This window comes from Paenibacillus sp. Negev47 (assembly GCF_058313655.1).
Window position 1 is genome coordinate 379,406 of sequence record NZ_CM177754.1, and the last position, 15,371, is coordinate 394,776.

Annotated in this window: 12 protein-coding genes; 7 read left to right on the forward strand and 5 right to left on the reverse strand. The window is 44.2% G+C overall.

Features of this window, described 5'->3' with window-relative positions:
• The first annotated feature begins 175 nt into the window (after positions 1-175).
• Positions 176-2,242: a methyl-accepting chemotaxis protein gene (locus AC4G47_RS01860; RefSeq protein WP_491104487.1), complete on the forward strand. Its 2,067-nt coding sequence runs from the start codon at positions 176-178 to the stop codon at positions 2,240-2,242.
• Positions 2,243-2,399: 157 nt separating this feature from the next.
• Here the strand turns inward: AC4G47_RS01860 and AC4G47_RS01865 are convergent, their stop codons facing one another.
• A complete protein-coding gene (locus AC4G47_RS01865) occupies positions 2,400-3,263 on the reverse strand; it encodes a LysR family transcriptional regulator (protein ID WP_491104489.1) in 864 nt (287 codons plus the stop codon).
• Between the two features lie 156 nt (positions 3,264-3,419).
• Between AC4G47_RS01865 and AC4G47_RS01870 the strand changes: the two genes are divergently transcribed.
• Positions 3,420-4,481, forward strand: a complete 1,062-nt coding sequence (locus AC4G47_RS01870; protein WP_491104491.1) for an alkene reductase — start codon at positions 3,420-3,422, stop codon at positions 4,479-4,481.
• Positions 4,482-4,643: 162 nt separating this feature from the next.
• On the opposite strand, the gene AC4G47_RS01875 is transcribed toward AC4G47_RS01870, so the two are convergent.
• Together AC4G47_RS01875 and AC4G47_RS01880 are read right to left on the reverse strand one after the other, a co-directional pair.
• Positions 4,644-5,930 carry an MFS transporter gene (locus tag AC4G47_RS01875; RefSeq protein WP_491104492.1) on the reverse strand — a complete coding sequence of 429 codons (1,287 nt, stop codon included), beginning with the start codon at positions 5,928-5,930 and terminating at the stop codon, positions 4,644-4,646.
• Between the two features lie 66 nt (positions 5,931-5,996).
• Positions 5,997-7,238 carry an ATP-grasp domain-containing protein gene (locus AC4G47_RS01880; RefSeq protein ID WP_491104493.1) on the reverse strand — a complete coding sequence of 414 codons (1,242 nt, stop codon included), beginning with the start codon at positions 7,236-7,238 and terminating at the stop codon, positions 5,997-5,999.
• A 217-nt stretch (positions 7,239-7,455) separates the two neighbouring features.
• Between AC4G47_RS01880 and AC4G47_RS01885 the strand changes: the two genes are divergently transcribed.
• Both AC4G47_RS01885 and AC4G47_RS01890 read left to right on the forward strand, forming a co-directional pair.
• Entirely contained in the window at positions 7,456-8,019 is a 564-nt protein-coding gene (locus AC4G47_RS01885; RefSeq protein ID WP_491104494.1) for a type 2 periplasmic-binding domain-containing protein, read from the forward strand.
• Complete coding sequence (locus AC4G47_RS01890) at positions 8,016-8,426, forward strand: DUF2000 family protein (protein WP_491104495.1); 411 nt, start codon at positions 8,016-8,018, stop codon at positions 8,424-8,426. The genes AC4G47_RS01885 and AC4G47_RS01890 overlap by 4 nt, the downstream gene beginning before the upstream one ends.
• Before the next feature lie 147 nt (positions 8,427-8,573).
• Here the strand turns inward: AC4G47_RS01890 and AC4G47_RS01895 are convergent, their stop codons facing one another.
• The gene (locus AC4G47_RS01895; protein WP_491104496.1) at positions 8,574-9,785 is read right to left on the reverse strand and encodes an MFS transporter; all 1,212 of its coding nucleotides are present in this window, start codon (positions 9,783-9,785) and stop codon (positions 8,574-8,576) included.
• A gap of 273 nt (positions 9,786-10,058) precedes the next feature.
• On the opposite strand from AC4G47_RS01895, the gene AC4G47_RS01900 reads away from it, so the two are divergent.
• Positions 10,059-10,634: a TetR/AcrR family transcriptional regulator gene (locus AC4G47_RS01900; RefSeq protein WP_491104497.1), complete on the forward strand. Its 576-nt coding sequence runs from the start codon at positions 10,059-10,061 to the stop codon at positions 10,632-10,634.
• A gap of 107 nt (positions 10,635-10,741) precedes the next feature.
• Here AC4G47_RS01900 and AC4G47_RS01905 read toward each other — a convergent pair whose 3' ends face one another.
• Complete coding sequence (locus tag AC4G47_RS01905; RefSeq protein ID WP_491104499.1) at positions 10,742-11,866, reverse strand: LLM class flavin-dependent oxidoreductase; 1,125 nt, start codon at positions 11,864-11,866, stop codon at positions 10,742-10,744.
• A gap of 267 nt (positions 11,867-12,133) precedes the next feature.
• On the opposite strand from AC4G47_RS01905, the gene AC4G47_RS01910 reads away from it, so the two are divergent.
• Positions 12,134-13,528 carry a transcriptional regulator gene (locus AC4G47_RS01910; protein ID WP_491104501.1) on the forward strand — a complete coding sequence of 465 codons (1,395 nt, stop codon included), beginning with the start codon at positions 12,134-12,136 and terminating at the stop codon, positions 13,526-13,528.
• Positions 13,529-13,792: 264 nt separating this feature from the next.
• Positions 13,793-15,127 (forward strand): transcriptional regulator, encoded by a 1,335-nt coding sequence (locus AC4G47_RS01915; RefSeq protein ID WP_491104502.1) that lies wholly within the window; start codon positions 13,793-13,795, stop codon positions 15,125-15,127.
• Positions 15,128-15,371: the final 244 nt, after the last annotated feature.

Genomic DNA, 15,371 nt, shown 5'->3' on the forward strand with positions numbered 1-15,371 from the left:
TCCGGAATTGGATGTTGTCGATCTGACAGGCAGTTTTTTTGTGCACTGTCAGAACATAACAAAGAAAAACAGTGGCAATATCTCCCTAATTGATCAATTTCGCTATGGATTTTTCCGATAATGTATTTACATCGTTCAGATGGAGATGGTTCAGGGAAGCGGGGAGAAGTGGAAAATGGGGAAAAGACAAGGGGTAGGGTATAGGCTTAAAAACGTGTCGCTTAAGATCAAGCTGCCAATCATGATCAGTGTATTGGTAGTTTTGGTTCTGCTCGGTGCAACGACTACAAGTTATATGATTTCATCTGATGTTGTGGTCAGGAAAAGTAAGGATGAGATTAATGTGATGGCTGACCGCCTTGGGGAAGGGCTTTGGACAGCGATGCAGCTTCAGCAACAGATGAGTCATGCGATATCCGTACATAACACGTTCAAAGAACTCTTGCAGTTGCGTGATACCAACGAAATGACAGATGAAACCTTTTTTACAGATGAGAATCCATACTTCAATAGAGCGAATACGATTCTCACCGACAGTATATCCAACACGGCAGGCACCAAGCCGGACCTGTTCGTGTTTGACAAGGAAGGAACCATGGTGGCGGGAACCATGCCGGATGTCATTGGGCAGTCACGGGGAGATCGGGAATATTTTAAGGAGTCCATACAGGGGAAATCCTTCATCAGTGACGCGGTCGTCTCTAAGACTAGCAAGAAGCTTATTATTGCATTCTCAGAGCCTATCACCGATGAACAGGGGAATATACTGGGTGTGTTCGCCATGTCGGTGGACAGCAGCTTCTTCCTGGGACAACTTAGAGACATTAAGATTAATGGTCAAGGCAGAGTTGAAGTGCTGAGTCGTAGCGGCATCATCATGTATGATTCACTGGACCCTTCCGTTGTGGGACAAACGCTGGAAGAGGACAAGGACGCCATGGAACTTATGGAGGCCAGAGCCACCGATAAAGTGAAAATCACTTCGATGGATCGAGATGACATCTACTATCGTATCAATCAGATTCCTGGCGCAGATCTCTCCGTGGTAATCATAGACGATTATGATGATATCAAACGTCCATTAGAGGATATGCAGCGCCAGATGGTTATCGTAACATTGATCGGAGTTGCTCTTTCTATTGGCGTAGGATTATTGATCTCTCGAAGTATTACGAGACCTATCATTCGTCTGATCGGGCTGTTCCAACAGCTTGCTCAAGGGAATCTGACCGTCAAGGCCAATGGTAGGTATAACAGCGAATTCAAGGACCTGGCGGAGAGCTTCAATGGCATGGTGGAGCAGAACAGAAACCTGATTAGCGATATGAATAGTTCGATCCATGTTCTTCAAGCCAGCACTCAGGAGCTGGAGGAAACATCGAGACAGACGGCAAGATCCATTGATGAGACATCAGCGACGTCCATGGGGATCGCGAAGGCGATGGAGGCCCAATCCGAAGATACCGAGCAGATTGCAGGCAAATTCAACAGCTTCGGTGATAAAGTGGCTGCCATGAACAGCAGTGCCCAGGATGTGAAGGCGAGAGCAGATGAGATCGAATCTGTGTTCCACAACGGGAATGAAGTCGTCAATGAATTGATGCGTATTAATGAGGTGAACGAACGGGAAGTAGAGAAAATCTCGGAGATTACGGTCAAACTTCAAACGAGTTCGGGCAGTATTAATCAGATCACGGAAGCCATCAGCCAGATTGCCAAGCAGACCAATCTGCTTGCATTGAATGCTTCCATTGAAGCATCACGGGCTGGAGAACATGGCAGAGGATTTGCAGTTGTAGCCGAAGAGATTCGCAATCTGGCAGAGCAGAGTTCCCGCCAGTCCAAGGAAATCTCCAGCATCATCGAGCAGAATCTGGCCGATGTAGCCGAGAACAACCAAAGTGTTGCAGAAATTCACACCATCTCGTCCAGACAGGATGAGCTTGTCTTGCAGACTCGTCAGGCGTTCGATATGATTCTGGAGAAAGTAACGGTAATCAATCAACAAATCGCCACGATGGCAGCACAAATGCAAGAGATGTTGCAGAACAAGGATGACGTACTGGAGTCAGCCCACAGTTTGTCCGCTTCAGGGGAGCAGGTATCTGCTTCGGTGGAGGAAGTAACGGCAACCATGATGGAGCAGTCCTCGACGGTACAGCAGTTGGCAAACATGGTCGATACGATCGATCAATTGACGCAAAAACTGGCCGAATCGGCTGCAAGATTCAAGGTGGAGTAAGCGTTAGTTGAATATGTATAGTGAAAATAAAAGCAGAAGGCACTCATTATGAGTGCCTTCTGCTTTTATTTCTTATGTTCTAAGTTCAATAAATTCTTAATTCTTTTAGTGATCAATGAGATCAGCAGTTGGAAGAGGGGGTGCTATGTTAACTATATCAGAACGTAATGCACTTCTGGTTCAGCAGTTTCACGAATTGATCAAGCGCACTGCTGACATAACGACCCTCACCTCGAACAAAGGTGGTTGTAGTATGTGTGAATCGCTCGGCTAAGTCGAATACAGAGAAATGATCTGGTCTTTTGTGAATAACATTGCACGGCATAATGGTAAAAGCAATGCCAGACTCCACACAGCTGAGCAGGTTTTCCATCGTACTAACTTCGATGATATTACGAGCGGACAGCCCCTCTTCCTGCAAAAATTCTTCGGTCATTTCCCGATACGGGCAGCCCTCGGGGAAAACAACCCACGATACTTGGCACAGACTTTCGGGTGGTGTGTCCATCTGTTTGGATATGATATGCACCGTGTCTTGCATCTCGTATTCCACTTTCAGTCCTTCCTTCACACAAGCCCCACTGATAAAGGCACCATCAATCTCATAGTCCTGTATTTTCTTGCGCAGTACTTTGGGTGAAGTGGCGTTAACGAGTGAGATGGACACCATCGGGTAGGTTATTTGATATTCATTCAGAATCTCCATAAAGCGGCTGGATGCCGCCGTTTCCACAATGCCGATTTTTAGCGTGCCAGCAGGCTCACCTGGATCGGTCATATCCTGCTTCAGATCGTGCAAAAGGTTGTGAATCCGTGTGGCATAATCAACAAACTGCTCTCCCTTGGAGGTCAGTACAACGCCTTTGGGAAATCGGTTGAACAGCTGTATTTGATATTCCTGCTCCAGTTTTTTGATGCGTGTGGTGACATTGGATTGCGCGTAATTCAGTTCTTTGGCGGCCTGTGAGATTTTGCCTGAACGTGCCACCGCGAGAACAATATCGATATCGGAAAGTTCCATGCTGTATCCTCCTGAACGTGGATTTACCTTCAATTACTTCCGCAGTGTTGATGTTAGGTATCTCTATGAGAGATATAACTATATATTTTAATCATTTTACGATATATCGGAGCCGCCTTACAATATCCTTAATGACGAAGAGAGTAGGGATATGACATGGATAACATGAATACACGTTCAACATTATTGAGCCCGGTGAAGATTCATCAGTGGCAATTAAGGAACCGAATTGTGATGGCTCCGTTGACCCGGGGATTTGCTGATGATCAGGAGGGGACCGTGACAGATGAGATGGTGGCATATTATGAGCAGCGTGCGCGAGATGGTGTGGGACTTATTATTACCGAGGGCATTAACCCGAATCTGGCAGGCAAAGGCACCTATGGCATCCCCGGTCTATACACAGATGAACAGACGGCTTCTTGGAAAAGGGTAACGGATGCTGTTCACAGACATGGAGGCACCATTATTGCTCAGCTCTGGCATGTCGGCAGGTTGTCCCACTCCGACCTGATCGGAACCGCTCCACTGGCACCTTCAAGCCTTGCGGCAGAGGGGAACGTTCATAAGCTGCATAAGCCGTATCAGGTGCCCCAAGCGATGAGTGCGCAGGATATAGCGGATACGATTCAGCATTTTCAGACGGCCGCCCGCAATGCGGTTCTGGCAGGGTTCGACGGGATCGAGCTTCATGCTGCGCATGGGTATCTGATCGACCAGTTTATCAATGAGAAGACCAACCACAGAACAGACGAATACGGAGGAGACACTGCGGGCAGATTGAGGTTCCTCCGGGATATTATTGTGGCTGTGAAAAAAGAGATCCCTGTGGATCGCATATCGGTGCGATTCTCCGAGAAAAAGGATGATGATGCATCCTATGCATGGGCAGACCAAGCTGGAATGATCGATGCATATCTGAACTTGTTCCGCGAGACGGGAATTACGACCTTGCACCCCTCGACAGATCGTTATGAGAAAGCGTGGGAAGGGGAGCAGTCCTTTCACGAGCGGATTCGAAGTCGGTGGGATGGCACCATCATTGGTGTGGGTGATCTGGATGTTCAGACCGCGGAGAAGGCTGTGATGGATGGGATCATTGAGTTGGCTGCGTTCGGTAGACCGTTTATCGCCAATCCAGATCTGGTGCAGAGATTACATGAGGGTAAGCCGTTGATCGAGTATGATGCCAATGCCCATTTGCCTGTTTTGGTGTGAACATAAAGAAACAAAGGGCAGAAGCCGATCCTATGGATCGCTCTGCCCTTTGTTTACTTATGAAAAGGAATGTATTCAAAGTCATGTATTTTCCGTACTGAACAGTTCTGGGTATTCTATCTTGCGTGCTATAGCCACTTGCGGACGATGTAGACCCGAAGTTTAGATGCTCTTTGAGAAATCAAGTGGCTCTGTTTCGCTTTTCTTGGTTGAGCTTTTTTCGATATACCAGAGAATGATCATACACAACGCATAGAACACACTGAAAGCCAGAATAATGATCCATACACTTTCCATGTCCATGCTTTTGATGAAAATGCCTGTTAAATATGGACTAAGTGTGTAACCCAGGCAGCCTACGAATAACAACAAGCCATTAAATCGTCCCTGATGTGTATCGGGTACACGCGAAGCAATATACAGATTGATATTGGTCTGCACGAGAATCTCTCCAATGGTCCACAGCACCGTGGATAAGGCGACGATGGAAAAATGGGGGAAGTAACCCAACAGGTTCAAGGCTCCAAATCCGATTCCATAGAAGAGTGCGCCTGTAGCTATGGAGTTTAGGGCAGTTAATTTGCGTGTAGCGGACAGGATAACGGTGGTAAGAATAATGACGCTAATGGCATTGATGGTCATGACAGAGCCGTAATATGCTGCCCCGTTCTCGCCAAACGAGTGATTCATCTGGAGTGGGAGGCTAAACGAGTATTGCATATAGATAAAATAGTTAAGAAATGACACAACGATGAAGAAGGCAACGAGTGGGTTTTTCAGCAGTAGTCTGAATAATGGTGAAGGCGGTTGGCTCAATCGTTGTTGTTCTTGTTGTTGTCCAGCATGTTCGCTGCTTGTTGATGCCAATTCCTTGCGTGTGCCGATCTTAACCTGGTTGATGATGATAAAGGTAGATATCAGAAACACGGTACCGATACTTATAAAGACAATGTTGACATGATCCTTGATAAAAAAACCGGCGACCAGTGGTCCGATGGCTATACCCAGATTGGCCCCCAGATACATGAGGGAAAAGGCGGACTTTCGCTCTTTCTCCTCCGTGCACAGTTGAATAATTAGTGCATTATAAGCAGGCCGGGTAATACTGATGAAGAACATGACTGCAATCAGAAGATAACCAACTGTAATGGTGCCTGACCAAAAAGAGCAGCTTATAATCATGATGGCAGACAACAGTTGCCCGATGACAATAATTGTTTTTTTGCCCATCAGATCGCTTAAATAGCCGCCGAGAAGTACACCGGGTCCGCTAATCAGGGCTGCCATGGACACAAAGATCCCTGCACTGACCACATTCATGCCCATCTGCAACGTAAGCACCAAGGTAATCAGAGAGAATACAAAATCTCCCGTGCTGTTAATCGTTCTGGCTAAACAGAGATAATAGATATCGCGGCTCAGACCCGCGTAGGTTTTGAATAATGACAATAATTCCAGCCCTCCCCAGGATAACCGTCACTCCAGACCAAAAACGGCAAGGATCATCCGTACATCTTATACGGTTTCAGCAACCGTCACTTCAATCTTGAAGCGATCGTACATATCCAGCAGGGTTTGACGCAATTCCTCGAACGAATCACCCTCCACGATAGCATACCCTGATCTGGTCATCGTATCGTTTACGTCTCCGGCGAGCTGTCCCACTTGATAGGATACATTGAACTCAACGATGCCAGGTATATCCTCATAATCGTCTATTCCGGATATGTGTTGAATTACTCCTGCGCGTGAAGGGAAGCAGATCATTCCTGTGAATTTGTTGTTTGTCTTTTGTTGGTTAAACTCATATATTCCAATCTCGAGATCGGTGACAGCTTCGAAGAAATCAACGCCATGGGTGTTCTTGATACAAGGAGGCATAACATGCGATCCCCCGATTCTTGCACCAATTTCTCCAAATACCACTTCTCCTTCCGGAGTTAGAAATAGCTCGGCATGTGTTACAGATTGATTGATACCCAGGGCAGCAATGACCTGTTCATTGAGTTCTTTGATGTGTTGGATAAAATCAGCTTCCATGCCTTCAGGGAACGTAATGCTGGCAGGGGGTTTCTGCTTGGTCGCAATGTCCAGACAGTTATACAGGTATTGGGAAACGGATGAAAATACAACTTTCCCCTTGGACACAATGGAATCACAATGAAACTCCGTACCGTGGATGAATTCCTCCAGCAAATCCCTTTGCTGCGCTTGTCTTGTATGGTGAAGATATTGAACTAATTCATCCATGCTGGACAATTTGAACGTATTAATACTGCCATATCCGCTGAGTGGCTTCACAATAATGGGGAACCCATGTGCAGCAGTGAAACGGATGTAGTCCTGTTCATGTAGAGCAATGGCAATTTCGGATGTCCGAATTCCACGTTGATGCAGCATTTGTTTCATAATCCATTTGTTGCGGACGGCTTCAGCCTGATTGCGCTGCATCCCTGAAATGCCGAACTCGGAACGGAGCTGGCCGCCGATCTCAATCGCATTCTCTCCCGGCGTTAACAAAGCTTCGATGGAATGGGATTCCCGAATCTGGATTATATGTTCCCGGATGGCGTCCACAGATTCCAGATGATCAACATATCTAATCTCGTCGAAGAAATCCTGAAGCCGCTCGGCATGATGCAGATTGTACCGTTCAATAATCAGAATTTTCTTGTGATCCGCCAATTTCTGCAAAGGTTTAACGAAGTTTAATCCAGTAGGTAGCCTGAAATCAGATATGTATACAATCGTTTTCATACGTTCTTGTAAATCCCCTTTCAGCAAAATGATAAAAATAGTAAAAATTCATTTCATAACATTATAACTCAACATTTTCCAATTTCAATACACTTTTTGGCGGGAAATATGAACGGAAATACATATTTGTGTTACGTTAAAGTGTTAATTGACAATAGGGATTTTTTGGTATACGATCTTTAGCGGATTAGAAATAAAAAGGAGGAAATAGAAATAAATGGAGATCGTCAAAGAGAAATATGCCATACTGGGAACGCTGGGAGACGATGAAGGATTCCTGACTTGCAGCATGCATATCGCGAAGAAGCTAGGCAACTCGGAACGAATCAAGCCATACCCCGAATTTGAAGCAGCTGCAGAAGACTTGAAATCGGGGGAAATTTCCTGCCTGTTGGTCCCTGGGGCATATCCCAAGCTCAACAGCTTCATCATGGATTCTGATTTGGTGGTGTCTGAGAGCTTTGTGGAGAAGATTCCTGCGCTGGTTCTATCCGGATACCATGAGGTATGTCCGGATCAGATCGATATTATCTATCATCATCCAGCAACCACATACTTGTTATCTGAACTTGATACAACCTATAGAGAGAACAGCACCGTATCGTCCAACCCCGAAGCCTGTAGAAAGGTTCTGCACAACACGGAGAATTCCATTGCGCTCACGAATCAGCTATGCGCTGATCATTACGGGCTTGTGACCTACAAGGTGTTGCGCGAGGGAATCAACATGCCATGGGTATGTTTTACACAAAATACACAGAGGGTGAATGCAGTCATATGAAAAGAATTGCTATTATACTGGATAAAAATCTGGAACCTGGCGCCGCCGCTAATGTGGCTGCCCTGTTAATGGGACAAGCAGCCCTGAATGAGCCGGGGTTATATTCTGATCAACCTGTGCTGGATCATAGCGGCGTTCAGCATGCGGGTATCCGATATAGCACTGTTATTCTGAAGGCTGGGGAGAATCAGCTGATCAATCTGGCCAGACTCTGCTCAGATGGCAGCGATGGACTGAGTCATATTGTTTTTTCACAGACAGGTCAGTCGCTCAACAATGCCTTTGAACAATATGCAGTTGAGATTGCTTCGATGGAATTGGAAGCTACCAAAGTGGTAGGTGTCATTCTTTGGGGAGAAGATGATCAAGTTAGGGCGGCGACCAAAAAATTCAGTGTCATGAAATAACAAAGTCCTGGGGAATACGACTCAAAATAAGACAAAGCCCAGGTGATGATGCGACTGCACATCATGTCAAATTGGGTATGAACATAACATAAGGGCAGAAGCTGATCTTAGAGATCACTCTGCCCTTCTTTACATATGAAAGGATCGTTATAGATTGCTGACAACTGCCGCTTTCTTTTCCGTAAAGTAATACACCAAAGCGAGCAGTGGCATGATCAGGCCAATCAGCGTTGTGAGACTCCATCCTCCGTTCGCATAAGACCAGCTTCCAAGAGAGGACCCGATAGCTCCGCCGACAAAAAAGATTGACATGAATATACCATTCACACGCCCTCTCGCTTCACTTCCTAACGAGTAGATGATGCGTTGCCCCAGTACCAGATTTCCCGACACGGCCATATCCAGTGTGATCGCCACAATCACAAGCAGAATTAGTGCAAACGTGGAGTGGCTCTGGAACACATAAGCCAGACCGAATGACGCAGCAGCAATCACCATGGCAGCACCCGTCAGAATACGTGTTAGTCCGCGATCTGCCAATCTCCCGGCGATGGGAGCGGCGATAGCACCTCCAACACCAGCTAGTGCGAACCAGGCAATTCCTTGCTGTGACATGCCGAAATCGTTAGCCAGCCTGAGTGGAACCGTCGTCCAGAATAAACTAAAAGCACCAAACAGACTGGCTTGATAGAACGCCCGACGGCGTAACAGAGGCATCGTTCTGAACAGTGTGCCCAAGGAGAAGATTAATTGCCCGTATTTCAAGGTGGGTTCAGGCTTGCGAGCAGGAAGAGCACGGGATAGAAGCAACATCAGAAGTGCTATGACAATAGCCGAGAATACAAAGACCGTCTGCCATCCGAAGAGGCTGGTGATGAAACTTGCCACAGGACGAGCGAGCATGATGCCTAGCAGCAGACCGCTCATTGCATTGCCGACTACCTGTCCGCGTTGCTCCTCGGAAGTAAGATATGTCGCATAGGGGACCAAAATTTGAGCAACAACAGAACCTATGCCAATGAATAGAGAAGCAGTCAGAAATACAACAGCAGTGGGCGAGAAAGCCGCAGCAATCAGGGCAACGACCAGTACGATCAGGAAAAGCACAACCAAGCGCCGATTCTCGGTGATGTCGCTGAGCGGTGCGATAAACAGCAAACCAATGACATAGCCAATCTGTGTCAACGTTACAATCAATCCGGCAGCGGCAGAAGACAGTCCCGTGGTCATGCTAATCGGTCCGATAACAGTCTGAGCATAATACAGGTTAGCCACGATTAATCCACAAGCTGAGGCCAGTAAAAAAATAATCCAGGTGGGCACAGGTGCCTTATTCACTTGTTGTCTCATATCCATCATAATCATCCTCCACAGTTCTAAAATAGTAACTTCTATAAATAGTTAAAATTAAAAATCTCCAATTACTAAACGTTACGTACACTAATTACAAACATATAATAAACTAAACGTTTAGTATTGTAAATAGGCAGAGAAATTTTTTTGTGAAAATAAAAGTGAGCGGAGGATGTAATTGTGTGTGCTCATCGCAGTTTAGTATAATGAACGTATCGTTTTTAAGAATATGACTGATGATGAGAACTATGAATTAATTTACTTCCAGGAGGGCTCAAGATGACTGCCAAAAGAGGACGTCCGCGTAACATGGAAACCCAGAATGCCATTCTTACAGCATCGTATGAGTTGTTGTTGGAGTACGGATTCGGGGCAGTTACGATCGAGAAGATCGCTGAACGTGCACAGGTGAGCAAAGCCACGATCTACAAATGGTGGCCGAACAAAGGCGCCGTCATTATGGATGGATATATGTCAGCTGCAACGGCAAGATTGCCAGTACCGGATACAGGGTCGGTATTGGAAGATATACGCATACATGCGAGTAATCTGGTTCGTTTTTTGACCAGTCGGGAAGGCAAGGTCATTACACAGATTATCGGGGAAGGACAGTCGGATGCAGGGCTTGCCGAAGAATACCGTACAAGATACATCCAACCACGTCGGCGTGAAGCATGGGGGATTCTGGAGAAGGGTGTAGATCGTGGCGAATTGAAGACAGGGGTGGACATTGGATTGTACATTGATCTGATCTATGGGCCGGTGTTCTATCGCATGTTAGTGACGGGGGAAGCGATGGATGATTCCTATGTAGAGGTGTTGCTAAATTCCCTGTTTGGAGGCATTCAGTCCTAGTTGGTATAGGGAGAGCGACAATACCGGTGGGAGGAAGTAGAAAGAGGGAAGAGGGCGATTCGTAGGAATCACCCTAGACGGAACATGTGTGTATTGTACGAGGAGAACTAAACCTGGAATATAGGTGAGATGGCTGTGGGCCATGAATCTGTGGCGTTGGAGGAAAGGGAGGTTGAGTGCTCGCTTAACACCGGGGGTTCGTTCCACACCGAACTGGGCAGTTCACGACGTAGTATAGGGGCCACTTCCTTGGCAAAACGCTCCACTTGCTCCAACTGCTCGCTATGCGTTAATCCATCTACGCTGATACTCAGCACCTGATGTCCGTAAGCGGCATGATAGTCCAGAATTTTCTCAATGACCTGCTCGGGACTGCCGATCAACACGGGACCTCGTGCGATGTTATCCTCCAGATCGGTGAAGGGAGACTGGTTATGCTGTGCGGCGGCGGTGGCATGAAACGCTTCATAATATGGCTTGTAGCGGCGGATAGCTTCTTCACCGGTATCCGCAAGATAGAGACTGCCGGCACCGGAGCCAATCACTGCCTGTTGCGGATCATGACCATAATAATCAAGGCGCTCCCGATAGTGATCGATTAACGCTTTGTATTTGGATTGCGGATGAAAAGAGTTCGACGTGAAGAGCGGCTCGCCATATTTGGCAGCGAGTTCGGTCGAGACCGTGCTGGACGCGCTACCATGCCAGATCGGGATGGATTGCTGAAGCGGCCTTGGCCACGTGGTAACTCCTTCGAGAGGAGGGCGATACGTTCCCTGCCAGGTAACATTCTCTTCAGACCACAGCCGTCTTAGCAGGTGGTAGCGTTCATCGAGTGAATCCCACTGTTCCTCTTCGCTTATGCCGAACAGCGGATAGTGCCGAGGGTCATTGCCTTTCCCAATGATCATCTCCAGCCGTCCGCCCGATAATTGATCCAACGTGGCATAATCCTCGGCAACCCGGACTGGATCAAGTATACTAAGAACAGTGACGGTGGTTAGTAACCGGATGCGTGTGGTTGCTGCGGCTATTGCCGTTAATACGACAGGTGGCGAGGAAGATAGGAAAGGCGCGCCGTGCCGTTCACCGATTCCATAGGCATCGAATCCCAGTCGTTCAGCCAACTTCGCTTGCTCTAATATATTGTGGAATTTCTGCTGAGTCGTCAGAGCTTCCCCGGTTACTGCATTGGGCAGATTCATCATGAGACTAAACAAGGCAAATTTCATCTGACCTTCTCCTTGAACTGAATTAATAATTCTGTGTCGTATAATCCTATTGAAATAGTAGGATATGTAAGTTGCATTAAATGTATCACGTTCTTTCTAATTCTTCTAATGGATTTTTTCTATAAGCAAACATTCATTTCATGCTTCGATGCATACATGTGAAGAGAAATTGCCACGATTTTTATTGACCGCTGTAAAATTTAGGATTAAAATTGTGCATATCATATAAATTCAAAATTATGGATTTAAATTGTGGAGGTGGGATACATGGAACCTACAACTACGATACGCTCATATATTGAGGACTACATCAGGAAACAAGGGTACACCTTACAGTATTTTGCCGACATATCGGGGGTTAACGCCGGAACGCTCAGTGCGATCATTAAGGGGACTCGGCCCATCGCTATGGCACAGCTGGATCTGATTACCCAGGGCATGAAGCTGGAAGAAGGATATTTCTACGAGATTTATGGGGCTGAATGTTTCGTGGAATCGGCACCCCACTGGAGAAGGCTGGAGCCATTCCTGCAGCGCTGTGCTGAATTGGACAAGCTGGAATGTATTCAGAGGGTTATCCAGGAAGTAACGGATGATCGCTCGTATATCTCGGAGTTGTTCGAATTGGCTGAAGGCATGCTTGAACGTGGACAGCAGAAGGCTGCGCGGATGTTGTATGAATGTGTGGCAGAATGCGAGAAATATCAACACTCGGAACGTCTGGCGCTGTGCCAATATCGGATCTTCACGCTATCTCTCGGTCAGGACCAGCATGAGAATCTGCGTGCGGCCGTACATTTTGAACCGTATATTAATCGGCTGGATGAGGAACGGCAACTGGATGCGATAAGGGAATTGGCTAATACATATAGTGGGTTGTGCCATTGGGATAAGGTATTTCAATTAGCCGGTGAACTGGAACAACGAGTTAAATTTTTAGAACAATACAAAAAAAAGAAAGGGGGATTGGATCAACAGAGGACTTCCAAACATCCTTTATTCACCTATAAATCTTATGCTTATTTATTGATGTCTAATGTGTGGGGTGAGCGTAGGGATTACCAAAAGGCCTTGGATCAGACCGCTCAATATACGAATTTTGAAATTGAAAAACCTACTTCAGAGGATATTATATTTATTAAGCGGTTTCAAGATTGGGCTGAAGTTAATACCTATCTCTATAAATTGATGATGGGTGATTACGAGGCACTAAATACTTATTTAGATTGTATTGAAGATAACGATAATGAAACCCTTCTTGGGTTAGTTAAGATTATGGAAGCTGCCAATTTATACAATCTGAATGTAGACCACGCTCTTAGAAGATTCAATCTATATATTAATATGTTATTTGAGAATTATTATGACGAAAGTAGCTATATTACTCAAATTAAGGATGATAGGTACACTAAATTTTGGGCGGAATTAGCTTTTTATCAGTTGTCTAAGGAACGATATGAAGAAGGATTTAGAAGTCTATTAACTTGTTTATCATCTGCTCATATAATCAAAGATGATTCTACAATAATATATTGTGTGGGTTTATTTGAAGAGTACAGAGCGCAAGCGACCGAATCAGTAATGTTAAAGTACAAAAGTATTATTAAGGAGGTCTATGGTCGATATGCTAAAAAAAGCAATGTTAGTAGTAATGCTTTGTAGTTCATGTCTTTTGTTCAATGGGATTAATAGCGGTGTGGAATCTATATTAAGTTCTTTTTTTAGTCACGGTACGGGTGGATATTAAAAAGACTTTGTATGAATAAATGAACTTCGACATAGATTTGTTATTATCCAATGTTCTATTTCCCGATCTGGAAATAGAACATTTTTTTGTATTAAATGTTTGACGATTGTTAAATAGAGGATTAAAATTACATTTATTGAATTAGAAGATATATATATATAAATATGGGGGTGGAAGAAGTGATCCTTACACCTACGATAAGCTCACATATAGAAGATTACATAGAACAACAGAGTTATAAGCTTCAGCAGTTTGCTAATGTTTGCAGTGTTAATGTTGGCACGATAAGTGCCATAATTAATGGAACCAGACCTATTGCAATGAATCAATTGGATCAGATTACTGCTGGTATGGGGCTCGAAAAGGGATATTTTTATGAAATGTACGCTGTAGAGTTTCTAGTGAAAACAGCACCAGATTGGAGGCGTTTGGAACCCTTCCTTTATCGTTGTGCGGAACTAAATAAACTTGATTGTATAAAGAAAGTAGTTATAGAAGTGACTGAAGATCGTACATATACTTCTAAATTGTTTAAAGTAGCTGAAAATATGTATAACAAAGACATGAAGTCAGCGGCTTTCGTTTTATACGAATATGTTGCAGAATGTGAGAAATATCAGCACTCTGAACGCTTGGCTTTGTGTCAGTATCGTATGTTTTTGCTCAGCTGCTGCAGTGATCAGAAAGTCTCTGAGCGTGCTGCTGCTCGATTTGAACCCTTTGTTGATCGATTGGAGGAAGAGTATAAGCTTGATGCACTCAAAGATTTAGGGGAGTTATATTCGGCTTTGCATGATTTTGATAGGTTGTACCCGTTAACTCTGAAATTGGAGAAATTATCCAAAGTAATGAAAAGCTATAAAAATCAAGGTGAAGTTGATGGTAAAAGAATTTGTAAATATCCTATATTTGTATATGTAGGATATTCATTGCTTATGAGGGCTTCATGTTATTCTAGAATTGGAAAATATAAAGAAGCTTTGCAGTGTACACATAATTATTATCAATTGGCGGTGCCTTATCCAACAGAGGAAGATATCTTATTTATAGATAAATTTAAAAAATGGAGTGAATTAAATACGTATTTATTCAAGTTAAAGATGGGGCAAAACAAAGGTCTGCAGAATTACATAGAGTATGTTGAAGGTGATGAGGAAGAACTTGTAATTGCCTTATTTAATATATTTCAGGCTGCAAATCGATTCAAATTTGATATTAATTTTGTGCTTAGGAAATATAAGGATCGATTCGAATTTCTTAATATAGATTCGAATCGTAATTGTTCTAAACAAAGTTGGGGTACTATTCTGGTTGGTTTTTTCTATGAACTGGCCGTATATCATTTAAGTAGGAGCAATTATAATTCGGGTATGATTTCATTAATAAGAAGTATAGAAATCTCGAAATTTATCAATAATGACTCGGTTTTAATTAAATGTGTGAGTTTGTTTGGTGAGTACAGAACGTTTGCTTCTGCAGAAATAAGAAAAAAATACAAACACATATTACAATAAAATCCTTATGTCTATTTTTGGGTAACAACAACCAATTGTGTTTTGCTATATATAGAGAATCAATTCAAAAACTTAAATTAGTTTTCCGAAAAATTGATTATTCGAAATTACGCAAAAAGGAGTATATTTCTATAAACAGTTATTTTTGAAATTATTAAATAAAATATGTATTTTATGTTTTATCAACCACATATGTCTAGGGTTGGGAATAGATCATTGTATTCGTATTTCCTGAGAAACAGTA